The 18,149-nt window shown below is 69.6% G+C and carries 14 protein-coding genes; 10 read left to right on the top strand and 4 right to left on the bottom strand.

All coding sequences use genetic code 11. The features are described from left to right. Positions 1 to 25: 25 nt before the first annotated feature. Complete coding sequence (locus tag ACFY1J_RS28900; protein ID WP_390708539.1) at positions 26 to 1,324, bottom strand: FG-GAP repeat domain-containing protein; 1,299 nt, start codon at positions 1,322 to 1,324, stop codon at positions 26 to 28. A gap of 110 nt (positions 1,325 to 1,434) precedes the next feature. On the opposite strand from ACFY1J_RS28900, the gene ACFY1J_RS28895 reads away from it, so the two are divergent. Further along, positions 1,435 to 1,761, top strand: coding sequence for an antibiotic biosynthesis monooxygenase family protein (locus ACFY1J_RS28895; RefSeq protein ID WP_390708177.1), 327 nt, complete (start codon positions 1,435 to 1,437; stop codon positions 1,759 to 1,761). A gap of 107 nt (positions 1,762 to 1,868) precedes the next feature. On the opposite strand, the gene ACFY1J_RS28890 is transcribed toward ACFY1J_RS28895, so the two are convergent. Continuing rightward, positions 1,869 to 4,151: a (Fe-S)-binding protein gene (locus ACFY1J_RS28890; RefSeq protein ID WP_390732241.1), complete on the bottom strand. Its 2,283-nt coding sequence runs from the start codon at positions 4,149 to 4,151 to the stop codon at positions 1,869 to 1,871. A gap of 194 nt (positions 4,152 to 4,345) precedes the next feature. Here ACFY1J_RS28890 and ACFY1J_RS28885 point away from each other — a divergent pair, with 194 nt between their 5' ends. The 7 genes from ACFY1J_RS28885 (at position 4,346) to ACFY1J_RS28855 (ending at position 12,535) form a co-directional block, all read left to right on the top strand. Further along, entirely contained in the window at positions 4,346 to 5,383 is a 1,038-nt protein-coding gene (locus ACFY1J_RS28885; protein ID WP_390732240.1) for an MraY family glycosyltransferase, read from the top strand. 94 nt (positions 5,384 to 5,477) lie between these two features. After that, positions 5,478 to 7,328, top strand: a complete 1,851-nt coding sequence (dnaK, locus tag ACFY1J_RS28880; protein ID WP_390708174.1) for a molecular chaperone DnaK — start codon at positions 5,478 to 5,480, stop codon at positions 7,326 to 7,328. Further along, positions 7,325 to 7,978, top strand: coding sequence for a nucleotide exchange factor GrpE (grpE, locus tag ACFY1J_RS28875; protein WP_363296323.1), 654 nt, complete (start codon positions 7,325 to 7,327; stop codon positions 7,976 to 7,978). Before dnaK ends, grpE begins: the two co-directional genes overlap by 4 nt. Positions 7,979 to 8,011: 33 nt before the next feature. Beyond that, entirely contained in the window at positions 8,012 to 9,196 is a 1,185-nt protein-coding gene (dnaJ, locus tag ACFY1J_RS28870; RefSeq protein WP_390708173.1) for a molecular chaperone DnaJ, read from the top strand. Between the two features lie 5 nt (positions 9,197 to 9,201). Continuing rightward, positions 9,202 to 9,648 carry a heat shock protein transcriptional repressor HspR gene (locus ACFY1J_RS28865; RefSeq protein ID WP_363296325.1) on the top strand — a complete coding sequence of 149 codons (447 nt, stop codon included), beginning with the start codon at positions 9,202 to 9,204 and terminating at the stop codon, positions 9,646 to 9,648. A 389-nt stretch (positions 9,649 to 10,037) separates the two neighbouring features. Next, positions 10,038 to 11,144, top strand: a complete 1,107-nt coding sequence (locus tag ACFY1J_RS28860) for a substrate-binding domain-containing protein (protein WP_390732239.1) — start codon at positions 10,038 to 10,040, stop codon at positions 11,142 to 11,144. A gap of 344 nt (positions 11,145 to 11,488) precedes the next feature. Then, on the top strand, positions 11,489 to 12,535 hold the full coding sequence (locus ACFY1J_RS28855) for a LuxR C-terminal-related transcriptional regulator (RefSeq protein ID WP_390708171.1): 1,047 nt from the start codon (positions 11,489 to 11,491) through the stop codon (positions 12,533 to 12,535). A gap of 613 nt (positions 12,536 to 13,148) precedes the next feature. Here ACFY1J_RS28855 and ACFY1J_RS28850 read toward each other — a convergent pair. After that, positions 13,149 to 14,120, bottom strand: coding sequence for a helix-turn-helix transcriptional regulator (locus tag ACFY1J_RS28850; protein ID WP_390732238.1), 972 nt, complete (start codon positions 14,118 to 14,120; stop codon positions 13,149 to 13,151). A 366-nt stretch (positions 14,121 to 14,486) separates the two neighbouring features. On the opposite strand from ACFY1J_RS28850, the gene ACFY1J_RS28845 reads away from it, so the two are divergent. Next, entirely contained in the window at positions 14,487 to 14,822 is a 336-nt protein-coding gene (locus tag ACFY1J_RS28845) for a hypothetical protein (protein WP_390708168.1), read from the top strand. A 146-nt stretch (positions 14,823 to 14,968) separates the two neighbouring features. Here the strand turns inward: ACFY1J_RS28845 and ACFY1J_RS28840 are convergent, their stop codons facing one another. Further along, positions 14,969 to 15,382, bottom strand: coding sequence for a pyridoxamine 5'-phosphate oxidase family protein (locus ACFY1J_RS28840; RefSeq protein WP_390732237.1), 414 nt, complete (start codon positions 15,380 to 15,382; stop codon positions 14,969 to 14,971). 167 nt (positions 15,383 to 15,549) lie between these two features. On the opposite strand from ACFY1J_RS28840, the gene clpB reads away from it, so the two are divergent. Beyond that, positions 15,550 to 18,147 (top strand): ATP-dependent chaperone ClpB, encoded by a 2,598-nt coding sequence (gene clpB / locus ACFY1J_RS28835; RefSeq protein WP_390732236.1) that lies wholly within the window; start codon positions 15,550 to 15,552, stop codon positions 18,145 to 18,147. The last annotated feature ends 2 nt before the right edge of the window (positions 18,148 to 18,149 follow it).

Here is an 18,149-nt window from a genome sequence, read left to right as displayed (position 1 = left end):
CGGCTGTATGCGGACGGTGCGTGTGTTACGGCACCAGGAACTCCGACGTCGAGAAGGTCACCGCGGGCTTCGCCGCCACGAGTCCCTTCTCCGCTCCCCGGTACACGGCCACCGTGTCCTCGGTCTCCCCCCGGTACGTCCGCACCACCAGGTCGGCCCGTCCGTCGCCGTCGAAGTCACCGGCCGTCAGGACGCGGGTGGTCCCCCGGGCGGGCGGGGCGACGGTGACCGTGCCCGCCGGTGACAGTCCCTCCGTACGGCCCCGCAGGATGCGCAACCGCGAGCCGCTGGAGACCAGTTCGTCCCGGCCGTCGCCGTCGAAGTCGGCCGCGTCCAGCATCGAGCCGGGCGTGGCGAGGGTGGCGCGGGCGGCCGCCGGGAGGTCGTAGCGCAGGGACGTTTCCGCCATGCCGCCCACCGCCGCGTCCAGCGCCTTGCCCCGGCCGAAGCGGCCGAGGACGACATCGACACCGCTGGGGAGGACGGCACCGGTGCGGGTCGGTCCGTCCGGGCCGCCCAGGAGCAGGGCCGACTTGGCGGTGCCCTCCGCCGTACGGACGACCAGGTCGTCGTAGCCGTCCCGGTTGACGTCGGCGGAGGGGCCGACCGGGACCTCGCCCGGTGACGGGAGCGGCGCGGCTGCCGCGTGCGGGGCGCCCTTGCGGCTGAACGGGCCCCGCAGATACGACAGTCGGCCGCCCGACGCGTGCAGTACCAGGTCGGACCTGCGGTCCCCGTCGAAGTCGCCGCACACCGGCTGGTCGGGCCAGTCGTTGCCGAAGCGGGCGCGGGCGGGGACGGTCAGCTTCACGGCCCTGCCGGTCAGCCCGTCCGGGGACCCGAACAGGATCTGCAGCGGCACCGGGGGCTGTCCCTGCCCGTCGTACGGCGGATCGGTGGACACGACCAGATCGGTGAAGCCGTCGCCGTCCAGGTCGCAGCTCGCCTCCGCGTCGAAGACGGCGGGGAGTTGGCCCTTGGTCGGCGCGGCGTGCGTCTTCGGGCCGAGCAACTGCCGTGCGCCGGGCGTGAGTCCGCGCGCGCTGCCGTAGACGATCCCGATGCCGGCGTCGTCGGCGTGGCTCTGCTCCTTGACCAGGTCGTCGAGGACGAGGTCGGGATGGCCGTCGCCGTTGAAGTCGCCCGGGACCTTGCTGCCCCTGCCGTGCGGTACGGGGATCTTCGCCGGGGCGTCCGCGACGGTCACCGGGGTGTGCTCGGCGGTCCCCGTGTCCTCCGTGGGCCCACAGGCGGCCAGCAGCAGCCCCAGCCCGCCGATCACAGCGGTCACCGTCCCGGCTCTTCCACCCCTGCGCACACGCACCGCCCATCCCGTCCACACCCTCGGCAACGCCTGGGCCATGATGCCCGCGTCCGACACGACGCGACACCCTGGCGCCCCCGTCCGCCGGAGGCACCGGGCAGGATGGGGGCATGAGCGTAGTCAAGATCAACGTACTGACCGTGCCCGCCGAGCAGCGGGAGACCCTGGAGAAGCGGTTCGCCTCGCGGGCGCACGCCGTGGAGAACTCCGACGGGTTCGAGTGGTTCGAGCTGCTGCGGCCCGTCGAGGGCACCGACCAGTACCTCGTGTACACGCGCTGGCGTGACGAGGAGTCGTTCCAGGCGTGGATGGAGGGGCCGATGAAGTCCGCCCACCAGGGCGGCGGCGAGGGCGGCGAGCGGCCGAGGCCCGCCGCCTCCGGGTCGACCTTGTGGTCCTTCGAGGTGGTCCAGCAGGCGGGCCCGAAGGGCGCCTAGCGGACTGCGGACTGCGGACTGCGGGCAGCGGGCAGCGGCAGCGGATGTACGACGGCGCCCCCTGACTGTATGGGTCAGGGGGCGCCGTCGGGCTGTTCAGCGGCCGGCTACTTCACCGGCTCCGGCTCCGGCTCGTTCTCCGTTTCCGGGGTGCCCGCCGGGTCCACCGGCGTCCTGACGGAGTCGAGGAGGAGCTGGGCGACGTCCACGACCTGGATGGACTCCTTGGCCTTGCCGTCGTTCTTCTTGCCGTTGACCGAGTCGGTGAGCATCACGAGGCAGAAGGGGCAGGCCGTCGAGACGATGTCCGGGTTGAGGGAGAGGGCCTCGTCGACGCGCTCGTTGTTGATGCGCTTGCCGATCCGCTCCTCCATCCACATTCGGGCACCACCGGCGCCACAGCAGAAGCCGCGCTCCTTGTGGCGGTGCATCTCCTCGTTGCGCAGGCCCGGGACCTTGCCGATGATCTCGCGCGGGGGCGTGTAGATCTTGTTGTGGCGGCCCAGGTAGCACGGGTCGTGGTAGGTGATGATGCCCTCGACCGGGGTGACCGGGATCAGCTTGCCCTCGTCCACCAGGTGCTGCAGCAGCTGGGTGTGGTGGATGACCTCGTAGTCGCCGCCGAGCTGCGGGTACTCGTTGCCGAGGGTGTTCAGGCAGTGCGGGCAGGTGGCGACGATCTTCTTCGCCGACTTCGGCTTCTTCGACTCCGCGGTGACCTTGCCGTCGTCGTCCAGCTCCTCGCCGAACGCCGTGTTCAGGGCCATGACGTTCTCCATGCCGAGCTCCTGGAACAGGGGCTCGTTGCCCAGGCGGCGGGCGGAGTCACCGGTGCACTTCTCGTCGCCGCCCATGATCGCGAACTTCACGCCCGCGATGTGCAGCAGCTCGGCGAAGGCCTTCGTCGTCTTCTTGGCGCGGTCCTCCAGGGCGCCGGCGCAGCCGACCCAGTACAGGTACTCGACCTCGGAGAGGTCCTCGATGTCCTTGCCGACGACCGGGACCTCGAAGTCGACCTCCTTGGTCCACTCCAGGCGCTGCTTCTTGGCCAGGCCCCAGGGGTTGCCCTTCTTCTCCAGGTTCTTGAGCATCGTGCCCGCCTCGGAGGGGAAGGCGCTCTCGATCATGACCTGGTAGCGGCGCATGTCGACGATGTGGTCGACGTGCTCGATGTCCACGGGGCACTGCTCGACACAGGCGCCGCAGGTGGTGCAGGACCACAGGACGTCCGGGTCGATGACGCCGTTCTCCTCGGCGGTGCCGATCAGCGGGCGCTCGGCCTCCGCCAGCGCGGACGCCGGGACGTTCTTCAGCGCCTCGGCCGAGGCCTTCTCCTCGCCCTCCATGGTCTTGCCGCCGCCGGCCAGCAGGTACGGCGCCTTGGCGTGCGCGTTGTCGCGCAGCGACATGATCAAGAGCTTGGGGGAGAGCGGCTTGCCGGTGTTCCAGGCGGGGCACTGCGACTGGCAGCGGCCGCACTCGGTGCAGGTGGAGAAGTCCAGCAGGCCCTTCCAGGAGAACTGCTCGACCTGGGAGACGCCGAAGACGTCGTCGTCACTGGGGTCGGTGAAGTCGATCGGCTTGCCGCCGGAGGTCATGGGCAGCAGCGCGCCGAGCGAGGTCTCGCCGTCCGCGTTCCGCTTGAACCAGATGTTCGGGAAGGCGAGGAAGCGGTGCCAGGCGATGCCCATGTCGGTCATCAGGGCGACCGTGATCATCCAGATGAAGGACGCCGCGATCTTCAGGCCGGCGAAGAGGTAGGTGAGGTTCTGGAGCGTGGAGACGTCCAGGCCCTCCAGCCACGACACCACCGGGTACGAGATGAAGAACGAGGCCTCGTAGCCGTCGACGTGGTGCTGGGCGCCCTCCAGCGCGTGCAGCATGAAGATGCAGACGCCGACGATGAGGATGATGGACTCGACGAAGTACGCCTGGCCGAAGTTGGAGCCGGCGAAGCGGGACTTGCGGCCCGGCTTGTTCGGCTTGCTCAGCTGACGGATCACGATCAGGACTGCGATGCCGAGCACCGTCATGGTGCCGATGAACTCGACATAGACGTTGTACGGCGCCCACTCGCCGATGACCGGCAGGATCCAGTCGGCCTGGAACAGCTGGCCGATGGCGTTGACGATCGTCAGCAGCAGGGTGAAGAAGCCCACCGCCACGAACCAGTGCGCGATACCGACGATGCCCCACCGGTTCATCCGGGTGTGGCCGAGGAACTCCTTGGCCACGGTGAGGGTGCGCCGGCCGGGCTCGTCGGTGCGCGTGCCCGCGGGCACGCTCTGGCCGAGCCGCATGAAGTTGAAGATCTGCAGGACGGCGCGGGCGAACAGGGCGACGCCGACCACGATCAGAACCAGCGACACGATGATCGCGGCGAGTTGCATTTCGGGGCTCCTCGGGCCTGCGAGGGACATTACTAAGCGGTAACTTATGCGGTCCGTTCGACACTACCCGCATCATCCCCCGTGCTGTAGCCAGGAGCGAGGTGATCTGGGTCGCTGAGGGGCACCTGAACCGGACCGGCAATCCGATCGTGTTATTCATACCGAATTGCTCCATTCACCCCTAATTTAGAGCCGTGCTCTACGGGATCATCGCCGCCACCTCCGCCCTGCTGCTCACCGCCGTCCTCGCGGCGCTGCTCCGCGCGCCCGGCCTGCGGGCCGGGATCGTCGAGCGGAGGCAGCCGGATCCGGCCCGACGCCGGCGGCCCGTGCCCCTGCTCGGGGGCGTGGCCGTGCTGTCCGCCACCTGTCTGGTCGCCGGGGCGGGGCAGTGGACGCGGGTCGCGCCGCTGGGCGACGGGGTCGGCAGGCTGCTGTGCGCGGGTGTCGGGGTCGCCCTGCTCGGGCTGGTCGCCGACGTGTGGCGGCTGCGGCCGCGGGTGCTCGTCGCCGGTACGGCGGTGGCCGCCGTGTGTGTCGTGCCGTACGAGGAGACGGGCGTACCCGCGGGGGGCCTGGCCGTGGGCTGGATCGTCCTCGTGGCCTTCGCCTTCCGGGCTCTCGATCACGCCGACGGGCTCGCCGGCACGGTCGGGGTGATCACCGCCTTCGGGGTCGGTGCCTGCGCCGCGGCCGAGCTGATGGACGGGCTGGCCGTGCTGCTCAGTGTGCTCGCCGCCGCCCTCACCGGGTTCCTCATGCACAACTGGCATCCCGCGCGGATCGGCCTCGGCGCGTGCGGATCGCTGTTCACGGGGTTCGTGCTCGCCTCCGCCGCCGTGTTCGCCCGGGCCGGGCACGGGCTCGGGGACAGCGCGGGCGTGCTGTTCTGCCTCACCGCCCTCGGTGCGGCCGACCTCGCCCTGGTGGCCGTGTCGAGGCGCACGGCCCGGCGCCCACTGCTCAGGCGCGGGCCCGACCATCTCGGCCACCGGCTGCGCCGCCTCGGGCTCACCCCGCAGGGAACCGTCGTCCTGCTCGGCACCGGAGCCTTCTCCGGGGTGCTCGTCGGGGTGCTCGCCCACACCGGCCGGGCCGGGGACGGTGCCGTCCTCTGGGTGGCCGGCGGGGCGCTCGTGGTCGTACTTCTACTCCTTCGAATCCCTGTCTACGGGGTCCGCCGTATGGCATCTTCGCAGGTCACACGGCAGTTGCGTGTAAGGAACGGATAAGAGTTGAGTCGCCACGACTCAGGTCTGTTGACCCAGTGGCGAGCCTCGTGCACACTTGAGTCCGTTCCACTCAAGTCAGCTGGAGGAAATCACCATGGCACGTGCGGTCGGCATCGACCTGGGCACGACTAACTCCGTCGTCAGCGTTCTGGAGGGCGGCGAGCCCACCGTCATCACCAACGCCGAGGGTGCCAGGACCACGCCGTCCGTCGTCGCCTTCGCCAAGAACGGCGAGGTGCTGGTCGGCGAGGTCGCCAAGCGCCAGGCGGTCACCAACGTGGACCGGACCATCCGCTCCGTGAAGCGTCACATGGGCACCGACTGGAAGATCCAGCTGGACGGGAAGGACTTCAACCCGCAGCAGATCTCCGCCTTCATCCTGCAGAAGCTGAAGCGCGACGCCGAGGCCTACCTGGGCGAGAAGGTGACCGACGCGGTCATCACCGTCCCGGCCTACTTCAACGACTCCGAGCGCCAGGCGACGAAGGAGGCCGGCGAGATCGCCGGTCTGAACGTCCTGCGCATCGTCAACGAGCCCACCGCGGCCGCGCTCGCGTACGGCCTCGACAAGGACGAGCAGATCATCCTGGTCTTCGACCTCGGTGGCGGCACGTTCGACGTCTCGCTGCTGGAGATCGGCGACGGTGTCGTCGAGGTGAAGGCCACCAACGGCGACAACCACCTCGGTGGTGACGACTGGGACCAGCGCGTCGTCGACTACCTGGTCAAGCAGTTCGCGGCCGGCCACGGCGTGGACCTCGGCAAGGACAAGATGGCGCTGCAGCGTCTGCGCGAGGCTGCCGAGAAGGCGAAGATCGAGCTGTCCTCGTCCACCGAGACCTCGATCAACCTGCCCTACATCACCGCGTCCGCCGAGGGCCCGCTGCACCTGGACGAGAAGCTGACCCGCGCTCAGTTCCAGCAGCTGACCGCGGACCTGCTGGAGCGCTGCAAGACGCCGTTCCACAACGTCATCAAGGACGCCGGCATCTCCCTCGGCGAGATCGACCACGTCGTCCTCGTCGGTGGCTCCACCCGTATGCCCGCCGTCGCCGAGCTCGTCAAGGAGCTGACCGGCGGCAAGGAGGCCAACAAGGGCGTGAACCCGGACGAGGTCGTCGCCATCGGCGCCTCGCTCCAGGCCGGTGTCCTCAAGGGTGAGGTCAAGGACGTCCTGCTCCTCGACGTGACCCCGCTGTCCCTCGGTATCGAGACCAAGGGCGGCATCATGACCAAGCTCATCGAGCGCAACACCACGATCCCGACGAAGCGTTCGGAGATCTTCACGACGGCCGAGGACAACCAGCCGTCGGTGCAGATCCAGGTCTACCAGGGCGAGCGCGAGATCGCGGCGTACAACAAGAAGCTCGGTATGTTCGAGCTGACCGGTCTGCCGCCGGCGCCGCGTGGCGTCCCGCAGATCGAGGTCTCCTTCGACATCGACGCCAACGGCATCATGCACGTCACGGCGAAGGACCTCGGCACCGGCAAGGAGCAGAAGATGACCGTCACCGGCGGTTCGTCGCTCCCGAAGGACGAGGTCGACCGGATGCGCCAGGAGGCCGAGCAGTACGCGGAGGAGGACCACCGCCGCCGCGAGGCCGCCGAGACCCGCAACCAGGGCGAGCAACTCGTCTACCAGACCGAGAAGTTCCTCAAGGACAACGAGGACAAGGTCCCCGGCGAGATCAAGACCGAGGTCGAGGCCGCGATCGCCGAGCTGAAGGAGAAGCTCAAGGGCGAGTCCGCCGAAGGCGACAACACAGCCGAGATCCGCACGGCCACGGAGAAGGTCGCGGCCGTCTCGCAGAAGCTCGGCCAGGCCATGTACGCCGACGCCCAGGCCGCGCAGGCCGCGGGCGGCGCCGGTGAGGCCCCGCGCGCCGACGACGACGTCGTGGACGCCGAGATCGTCGACGACGAGCGCAAGGACGGTGCCGCGTGACGGAGGAGACCCCGGGCTTCGAGGAGAAGCCCGACGTCCCCTCCGGCGCCACCCCTGACGACGCCGAGCCGAAGGCCGCCTCCGAGGAGGGGGCGGCCCCGGCCGGGGACGCGAACCAGACAGCGGGCCTGGTGGCCCAGCTGGACCAGGTGCGCACGGCACTCAACGAGCGCACGCTGGACCTCCAGCGCCTCCAGGCCGAGTACCAGAACTACCGCCGCCGCGTCGAGCGCGACCGGGTAGCGGTCCGGGAGATCGCCATCGCGAACCTCCTGACCGAACTGCTGCCCGTGCTCGACGACATCGGCCGCGCGCGGGAACACGGCGAACTGGTCGGCGGATTCAAGTCCGTCGCCGAGTCGCTCGAGACCGTCGCGGCGAAGATGGGACTGCAGCAGTTCGGCAAGGAGGGTGAGCCCTTCGACCCGACGATCCACGAGGCCCTGATGCACTCGTACGCGCCGGACGTCACCGAGACGACGTGCGTGGCGATTCTGCAGCCCGGGTATCGCATCGGCGAGCGCACCATCCGCCCCGCGCGGGTGGCCGTCGCCGAGCCGCAGCCCGGCGCGCAGACGGTCAAGGCCGAGGGTGCCGACGAGGGCACCGCGGCCGACGACAAGGAGAACGGTGGCCCGGAGGAGGGCTGACGTAAACACTGAACGGAAGGAGGGACGTCGGGGATGAGCACCAAGGACTTCATCGAGAAGGACTACTACAAGGTCCTCGGCGTCCCCAAGGACGCCACCGAGGCCGAGATCAAGAAGGCGTACCGGAAGCTCGCCCGCGAGTTCCACCCGGACGCCAACAAGGGCAACGCCAAGGCGGAAGAGCGCTTCAAGGAGATCTCCGAGGCGAACGACGTCCTCGGCGACCCCAAGAAGCGCAAGGAGTACGACGAGGCACGCGCCCTCTTCGGCAACGGCGGCTTCCGCCCGGGGCCGGGCGCGGGCGGCGGCTCCTTCAACTTCGACCTGGGCGACCTCTTCGGAGGCGGCGGCGCAGGCGGCGGCGCCCAGAGCCAAGGGGGCTTCGGCGGAGGCTTCGGAGACGTCCTGGGGGGCCTGTTCAACCGGGGCGGCGGCGCGGGCACGCGCACGCAGCCCCGGCGCGGCCAGGACATCGAGTCCGAGGTCACGCTGAGCTTCACCGAGGCCATCGAGGGCGCCACGGTCCCGCTGCGGATGTCCTCGCAGGCCCCGTGCAAGGCCTGCTCCGGCACCGGCGACAAGAACGGCACACCGCGCGTGTGCCCGACCTGCGTCGGCACGGGCCAGGTCGCGCGGGGTTCGGGCGGCGGCTTCTCGCTCACCGACCCCTGCCCCGACTGCAAGGGCCGCGGTCTGATCGCCGAGCACCCCTGCATGGAGTGCAAGGGCAGCGGCCGCGCCAAGTCGTCCCGGACCATGCAGGTCCGCATCCCCGCGGGGGTGACCGACGGTCAGCGCATCCGGCTGCGCGGCAAGGGAGCCCCCGGCGAGCGGGGCGGCCCGGCCGGCGATCTGTATGTCGTCGTGCACGTGGGGGAGCACCCGGTGTTCGGCCGCAAGGGCGACAACCTCACGGTGACCGTCCCGGTGACGTTCACCGAGGCGGCGCTCGGCGGCGAGGTCCGGGTCCCGACCCTCGGCGGCCCCGCCGTCACCCTGAAGCTGCCTCCGGGCACGCCCAACGGCCGCACCATGCGGGCGCGGGGCAAGGGCGCGGTCCGCAAGGACGGCACCCGCGGGGACCTGCTGGTCACCGTCGAGGTGCGTGTTCCCAAGGACCTGTCGGGGAAGGCTCGTGACGCACTGGAGGCGTTTCGCGAGGCGACCGCGGGTGAGGACCCGCGTGCGGAGCTGTTCGAGGCCGCGAAGGGAGCTTGAGAGTGATGGACGGCCGTCGGCGTAACCCGTATGAACTGACCGAGGAGACCCCGGTCTACGTCATCTCGGTGGCGGCCCAGCTCTCCGGACTCCACCCGCAGACGCTGCGCCAGTACGACCGCCTGGGCCTGGTCTCCCCGGACCGCACCGCGGGCCGGGGCCGCCGCTACTCGGCCCGGGACATCGAACTGCTCCGTCAGGTGCAGGCGCTGTCCCAGGACGAGGGCATCAACCTGGCCGGCATCAAGCGCATCATCGAACTGGAGAACCAGGTCGCCGCGCTCCAGTCCCGCGTCGCGGAACTGCAGGCGGCCCTGGACGGCGCGGCGGCCGCGATGCAGCAGCGCGAGGCCGCCGTGCACGCCTCCTACCGCCGGGACCTGGTCCCGTACCAGGAGGTCCAGCAGACCAGCGCGCTGGTGGTGTGGCGGCCGAAGCGGCAGCAGGACTGACACCGATCTGCGAAAGGGGCCCGGAGGAGACCCTCCGGGCCCCTTTCGCATGCGCTCCCACTGCGTGGCGGTGGTCGCGCGGCTGGCTGGGTTCATTCGATCCTCTGGTCGAATCGGAAGGCGGTGCACGGCCGCCGATGATCACGACTCGTGAGGATTGGAGTTGGTTGTACTGATCTTTGCCGTGCCGTGAACTTCCGTTGAGTGGAGGGTCCGTAAAGGGTGTTTGGAGGTGATTCCGCTGGACCTCCACAAGCGAAGCGGAGCGTGGTGTTGCGCACTCGTTAAGTAGTTCGGCTTGACGCCGGGTGTTGCGGCCGCGTTGTCTTTTCAGACATCTGGGTCGCAAGCAGCCCCACATCCGGAACGCACCTGAAGTGAGCCCCCGAATGCGTCGTATCGCCATATCTGTGGCAGCCTCCACGATGACCCTCTCGCTCGCCGGCTGCGGCGTGCTGAACGCTTCGGGGAGTTCGACCGACGCAAGCCCGACCAAGGGCAACGACCTCACGGTGGGGCTTCTGCTGCCGGAGACGGCGAACACGCGGTACGGGAAGTTCGACTACCCCATCATCAAGAACAAGGTCGCCGAGCTCACCAGGAAGCAGGGCAAGGTCGAGTACGCCAACGCCGGGGCGGACGCCGGCAAGCAGTCGCAGCAGATGCAGCAGATGATCGCCGACAAGGTCGACGTCATCCTGCTCGACGCGGTCGACTCGCACGCCATCGCGGGCGATGTGAAGAAGGCGAAGGACGCGGGCATTCCGGTCATCGCGTACGACCGTCTCGCCGAGGGTCCGATCGACGCGTACATCTCCTTCGACAACGAGCTCGTCGGCGAGGTGCAGGCCCGCACCCTGCTGGACGCCCTGGGGTCGAACGTCGACACCTCCGACAAGGTCGTCATGGTGAACGGCTCGCTGACCGACCCGAACGCCAAGCAGTTCAAGCAGGGTGCCCTCTCCGAGCTGAACGGCAAGGTGACGATCGCGGAGACGTACGACACCAAGGACTGGAAGCCGGAGAACGCCACGGCCGAAATGACCGAGGCGATCAACAAGATCGGCAAGAACAACATCGCGGCCGTCTACTCCGCCAACGACGGCATGGCGTCCGGTGTCATCAAGGCCCTCAAGGCCGCGGGCGTCACCGAGATGCCGCCGATCACCGGCCAGGACGCCGAGCTGGAGGGCGTGCAGCGGATCGTCATCGGCGAGCAGTACATGACCGTCTACAAGTCCTACCCGGCCGAGGCCGAGAGCGCCGCCGAGATGGCTGTCGCCAAGGTCCAGGGCAGGGACATCCAGTTCGACGCCCTCACCCAGGACCGCGTCGACAGCCCGACCAACAAGGACATCCCGGCCCAGCTCGTCACCGTGACCGCCCTGACGAAGGACAACATCAAGGACACGGTCATCGCGGACGGCATCTACAAGACCTCCGAGATCTGCGCCCCCAAGTACAAGACGGCCTGCGCGACGCTCGGCCTCAAGTAGCCGGCGGTCAATGCGGCGGGGAGCGAGGGGTTCACCCGCGAGGGTGGGGAGCGCACGCCGGGGCGTGCCCTCCGCCCGCCGCCCGGGCCGGATCGATTTCGGCCACTTGGTTGCGTACCCCGCCGGGTGTTGTGACCCCCGGGGAAGCGGGTTGCCCCGATGCACCCGTGACCGTGGCCTCTCCACCGTCAGCTTGTTGCAAGGGGAGGGGAGGAGGCCGGGAGGAAAGGGGCGATACCGGCGGTTTACGGCGGCCATGGCGTGGAGAGCCGTGTTGCGGAGCCGCATCCGTCCGCGCATAGTTGCGCCACGGAAGTGGCAGCAAACCGGGGGTGGAATGGGCGATGGCCGGGCACGGAACGGAGGAGCATCCACACGGTGCCGACCGCCTGTGCGAGGCCGGGGATCGCGTGTATTCCCGGGCCGTACGGCGGGGCCGGGTGCCGCGCACCGACGCCGAGCCGGTGCCCTGCCTCCTTGAGCTCGCCCTGCTGCACCCCGACCCCGACGACATGGACTGGCTGGTGCCGACCTCCCCGCAGGAGGTCATGACCCGGCTGCTGCGCGGGGTGTACGACGAGGTCAGGGACAGCCAGCGGCGGGTGGGTTCGGCGGTGGCGGCCGTCGAGTGGTACGCCGGTCTCGGGCGCCAGCTCCAGGCCTCGGCGTCGCCCTCGACGGAGGGTACGGCGATCCGCGTGCTGGACGGGCTGTCCCGGATCCAGGCCGCGATGGACGAGGCGACCGAGGCCTGTACGACCGAGGTGCTGACGGTGCAGCCCGGCGGCATCCGGCGGGAGGCCGAGCTCACGGAGGGTCTGCACCGCGCGGTGGCGCTGCGCGGCCGGGGCGTGCGCATGCGGGACCTGTACACGCACGTGGCCCGGCACGGCCAGGGCCTGCTCAACTACCTGGAGCTGATGGGCGACGCGGTCGAGGCCCGTACCCTCGACGAGGTCATCGACCGGCTGATCCTCTTCGACCGCACGGTCGCCTTCATCCCCGCGAACGCCGACCGCACGATGGCCCTGGAACTGCGCCACCCGGCGGTGGTCGAGTACCTGGTGACGGTCTTCGAGCGGCTGTGGCGCCTCGCGGTCCCGCTGACGGCCGCGCTGCCGGACACCGGCATCGAGGGCATCTCCCACCGCGAGCAGTCCATCGCCGCGCTGCTGGCGGAGGGCCACCAGGACGCGGTGATCGCCGAGCGCCTGGGCATCAGCGTCCGCACCTGCCGGGCCCATATCGCCCGCCTGTCGGAGACACTGGGCGCGGCGAGCCGCACCCAACTGGGCGTACGGATAGCCCAGGTGGGCCTGGACGGCCCCCCACGCACCGCCGACGTCCCCACGGTCACCATCCCCGACCAGGAATCCCCGAGCGTGCGCTGAGACAGCGGAGTCGGGCCCAGCCCTCGCTGCCGGATGGCGCGGCGAGTGGGGCGATGTGGACGCGGCCGGCGTGCACGTAATGCCCAGCCGGTCGGCGAACACCGTTCGGGGCGGGGGCGCCGGACGGCCTGCGGACGCATCGGCGTGGCCGGCCGCCCCAGCCGGCCGAAGGCCGCCGTGAAGAACCGGAGCAGCGCCGGGCGGCCCACTTCCAGGGCGAGCCGCCCGACATCGTCGGCGGGCAGGAACGCCACCGTGCGGTCGATGCCGAGGTGCCGGTCCGGCACTTCGTCCAGGGTGCTCGGCTCCAAGTCCGCGAGCAGCGGCTCGTACCGGCCGATGACCAGCGGCGCATGGCGCTGCGCGTGCGGTGGAGGGCGCGGATACGGCCGTTGCGGTCGAGCAGGGCCTGGTCGCGGGCCGGGGCGACCGTCAGCGCGGCCCGGCCGCGCTCGCTCGATCCGCGGCGGCGGCCCGCACTGCTCCACCAGCCCGTCCCCGAACGGGTGTTGGTCCGCGACGCGTGCCGGTCAGGTGCGCACCGTCCCCTTCAGGGTGTCGGGCAACCGGCCCTCATTCAGGGCCAGTTCGTAGCGCCGCCGTCAGGGCGCGCTCACCGGTGTGCGCCCTCGTCCGGGAGTGATGTGTCCTGTTTGAGGATGCCCGACTGGGCTATGAGGTAGCCGAGTTGGGCTCGGCTGCCGCTGCCCAGGGCCTGGGCCAGCTTGGCGATGTGGGCGCGGCAGGTCCGGACGTTCATGCCCAGCCGGCGGGCGATGGCCTCGTCGACATGGCCCTCCACGAGCAGCTTCGCGATGGAGTGCTGGATCTCGGTGATGCCGTGGGAGGCGACCTCGTAGGGCCCGCCCATGCTCAGCGGGACCGCGCGGCTCCACATGAACTCGAAGACCTTGATCAGATAGCGGACCAGGCCCGGCTGGCGGAGCTCCAGCGCGACCTGCTGGTCCTCGCGTATGGGGATGAAGGCGACGCTCTCGTCGCAGATGATGAGCCGCTCCACGAGTTCGTCGATGGTGCGGTACTCGGCCTTGCCGTCGGCGAGATGGGACGCGTAGGCCAGCTTCTCCGGGCTGTAGCGGGCGGTGTGCTGGTACAGGGTGCGGATCCGGACGCCCCGTTCGATGAGGGGTCTGTCGCGCTCCAGCCCCCGCAGCACGCTGGCCTCCGAGACGCGGTCGCTCGGCTGGATCGTGAGCACCTCGCTCTGGCACTGCTCGGTGGCGAGATTGAGGGCCACGTTGATACGGTCACCGCCCTCAAGGATGGTGAGTGAATCGCTGGTCGCCATCACCTGTGTGCTCAGTGACATGAAAGGCTCGAACACGTCGGCGAGTTCGATCGACAGACGCCGGCGCTCGGTTATCTCGCGTTCGATCGGGTTGAGCCGGTGCGCCAGGGCGATCGCCGGCGGTACCGGGCGCAGCCAGTCGGCGTCGTCCGGATCCGGATGGAGCAGGGCGAACTCCATCAGGCAGGGGGCGTCCGTGACATCGGACCGGGCGACGCGTCCCGTGCGCAGGGCGACGGCGTAAAGTCGGCGTCCTTCCTCGCACAGATCCGCCATCGAGTGGGGATGTGTTGCTTTCGCCCGATTCGTTGCCAAATCTCCACCCCCCAGGGTCCTGAACATGCAGGAACATGATGCACCGATTGTGTGGCCACCACGTGCCCGAATGAGCCATCGTCGTACCTGACGGGGGAAAAGGGGACCTTCAAGTGAGGACGAAGCCGAACATGCGGAACAAAGTGCTTCGCTCGGTACTTGTCGCCGCTCTCTCCGTCATGGCGACTGCCGGAGTGTGGAGTGGCTACTCCGAGGCGAAGGGTGACGTTCGTGCCAACACCACGTGGCCGAGTGTCGTGGCGGATGCGGTGACCACGGGCGACACCAATGGGCAGATCTCGATGACCGATGGAGCCGGGAGCTGAAGTGACCACTCCACCCGACGACCGATCCTTCCGCCGCGAAATGGCCACCGCCTACCGCTCCGGCTGGCACTTCATCGACCTGGTCACCGCCATCCCCCACAGCGGTGACTCGTTGATGGTGACCGTCTTCGGAGAGCCGGTCGTCGTCACGCGGGACGAGGACGAGGACGTACGGGCCTACCGATGCCTGCGCAAACCCCGAGGCGCACCGCAGCCCGTGCGATGCGCCATCCGGTACGGAATGATCTTTGTGAACCTGGACCAGCGGGATCACCGGCTCGCCGAGCCGGAGATCCCGGACGTAAGGACCATCTCTGCCACCCCCCGCAGTGCCTGACGCGATTCCCCCGTCGTAAAAAGATCGCTCAGGTACTTCCCCCCGCAGCGGCGTCACCGTGACCTGAACACGGTGACGCCGCTGCAGTTTCTGGCGACATTTCAGGGTATGGGTGCGCTTCCACGGTGACCGAAACCCGCCGTGTGTCAGCCCCGCCCCAGCGCCCGCTCCACCTCGATCTCGATGAGCACCCGGTTGGGGTTCGGCGAGGGCGTTCTCTCGTAGCGCTCGGCATAGCGCCGCTCCGCCTCCGCGATCAGGTCCGGGTCGGTGCGCACGAAGGCCCGCCCCTCCAGCGTCGCCCAGCGGCGGCCGTCCACCTGGCAGACGGCGACCCGCGCACCGAGCGGATCGGCCGCGAGGACATGGGACACCTTGGTGCTCGTCCGGTTCGTCAGTACCCGAGCCAGTCCCGCCCCGGGGTCGTATGTCACTCCGACGGGGACGACATGCGGGCTGCCGTCCGGGCGGAGCGTCGTCAGCGTGCACAGATGGCGCTCGCGCCAGAAGGCGAGGTACGGCGCGTTCGGGGCGACCGGGTCCACGGAGTAGGTGCTCATGGCCCGGAAGTTAGCCCTCGAAGTCCTCCCGGACCCACCTTGAGTGGAATAGACTCAACTTTGTGTACGTTGGTTAAGTCAGCACTGGGAGACATGTCAGCACTGGGAGACATGAGAGACCTGGGAGACATGGCCGACGAGCCGACGCCGAGGAGGAGAACGCGAACGTGGACGCCGAGCTGACCAACAGGAGCCGGGACGCGATCAACACGGCCACCAACCGGGCCGTGACCGAGGGGCATGCGGATCTGACGCCTGCCCACCTGCTGCTGGCTCTGCTCCAGGGCCAGGACAACGAGAACATCATCGACCTGCTGGCCGCCGTCGACGCCGACCAGGCCGCCGTACGGGCCGGAGCGGAGAAGGCGCTCGCCGCGCTGCCCAGTGTGGCCGGATCCACCGTTGCGCCCCCGCAGCCCAACCGCGAGCTGCTCGCCGTCATCGCGAACGCGGCCGACACCGCGAAGGACCTCGGCGACGAGTACCTCTCCACCGAGCACCTGCTCATCGGCGTCGCCGCGAAGGGCGGCGCGGCAGGCGAGGTGCTCTCCCGGCAGGGGGCCACACCGAAGAAGCTGCTGGACGCCTTTCAGAAGGCCAGGGGAGGACGCCGCGTGACCACCGCCGACCCGGAGGGGCAGTACAAGGCCCTGGAGAAGTTCGGCACCGACTTCACCGCCGCCGCGCGCGACGGCAAGCTCGACCCCGTCATCGGGCGGGACCAGGAGATCCGGCGGGTCGTGCAGGTGCTGTCCCGGCGGACCAAGAACAACCCGGTGCTGATCGGAGAGCCCGGCGTCGGCAAGACCGCCGTCGTCGAAGGGCTCGCCCAGCGGATCGTGAAGGGCGACGTCCCCGAGTCCCTGAAGGACAAGCGGCTCGTCGCGCTGGACCTCGGCGCCATGGTCGCCGGGGCCAAGTACCGCGGTGAGTTCGAGGAGCGCCTGAAGACCGTCCTCGCCGAGATCAAGGACTCCGACGGGCAGATCATCACTTTCATCGACGAGCTGCACACCGTCGTCGGCGCGGGCGCCGGCGGCGACTCCGCCATGGACGCGGGCAACATGCTCAAGCCCATGCTCGCCCGCGGTGAACTGCGCATGGTCGGTGCCACCACCCTCGACGAGTACCGCGAGCGGATCGAGAAGGACCCGGCGCTGGAGCGGCGCTTCCAGCAGGTGCTGGTCGCCGAGCCGACCGTCGAGGACACCATCGCCATCCTGCGCGGGCTCAAGGGCCGCTACGAGGCGCACCACAAGGTGCAGATCGCGGACAGCGCGCTGGTGGCCGCGGCCACCCTCTCCGACCGGTACATCACCTCCCGCTTCCTGCCCGACAAGGCCATCGACCTGGTCGACGAGGCCGCCTCCCGGCTGCGCATGGAGATCGACTCGTCCCCGGTCGAGATCGACGAACTCCAGCGCGCCGTCGACCGGTTGAAGATGGAGGAACTGGCCCTCGGCAAGGAGACCGACCCGGCCTCCCGCGAACGCCTGGAGAAGCTGCGCCGCGACCTCGCCGACAAGGAGGAGGAGTTGCGGGGCCTGACCGCCCGCTGGGAGAAGGAGAAGCAGTCCCTCAACCGCGTCGGCGAGCTGAAGGAGAAGCTCGACGACCTGCGCGGCCAGGCCGAACGCGCCCAGCGCGACGGCGACTTCGACTCCGCCTCCAAGCTGCTGTACGGCGAGATCCCCGCCCTGGAGAAGGAGCTGGAGGCCGCCTCCGAGGCCGAGGAGGAGGCCGCCAAGGACACGATGGTCAAGGACGAGGTCGGCTCCGACGACATCGCCGACGTCGTCGCGTCCTGGACCGGCATCCCGGCCGGCCGCCTCCTGGAGGGCGAGACGCGGAAACTGCTGCGCATGGAGGAGGAGATCGGCAAGCGGCTGATCGGGCAGAGCGAGGCCGTACAAGCGGTCAGCGACGCCGTACGACGGTCCCGCGCGGGCATCGCCGACCCGGACCGCCCCACCGGCTCCTTCCTCTTCCTCGGCCCGACCGGCGTCGGCAAGACCGAACTGGCCAAGGCCCTCGCCGACTTCCTGTTCGACGACGAGCGGGCGATGGTCCGCATCGACATGTCGGAGTACAGCGAGAAGCACAGCGTGGCCCGGCTGGTCGGCGCGCCCCCCGGCTATGTCGGCTACGAGGAGGGCGGCCAGCTGACGGAGGCGGTGCGCAGGCGGCCGTACTCCGTGGTCCTCCTGGACGAGGTGGAGAAGGCGCACCCCGAGGTCTTCGACATCCTGCTCCAGGTGCTGGACGACGGCCGCCTGACGGACGGTCAGGGCCGTACGGTCGACTTCCGCAACACCATCCTCGTCCTCACCTCCAACCTGGGCAGCCAGTATCTGGTCGACCCGGTCCTCGGTGACGAGGAGAAGAAGGAACAGGTGCTGGAGACGGTCCGGACCGCCTTCAAGCCGGAGTTCCTCAACCGGCTCGACGACCTGGTCGTCTTCTCCGCGCTCGACAAGGAGGAGCTGGCCCGGATCGCCCGGCTGCAGATCGACCGGCTGGCCGGGCGGCTGGCCGAGCGGCGGCTCGGCCTGGAGGTCACGCCCGAGGCGCTGGCCTGGCTCGCCGACGAGGGCAACGACCCGGCGTACGGCGCCCGTCCGCTGCGCCGCCTGGTCCAGACCGCCATCGGCGACCGCCTCGCCAAGGAGATCCTCTCCGGCGAGATCAAGGACGGCGACACGGTCCGTGTGGACGCCTTCGGCGACGGCCTGATCGTCGGCCCGGCCACCGGCAAGATGCTCTGACC

Source organism: Streptomyces sp. NPDC001406 (genome assembly GCF_042895285.1).
Classification (GTDB): Bacteria; Actinomycetota; Actinomycetes; order Streptomycetales; family Streptomycetaceae; genus Streptomyces.
The sequence above is the reverse complement of the archived record's forward strand: the minus strand, read 5'-3'. Positions and strand labels throughout refer to the sequence as shown.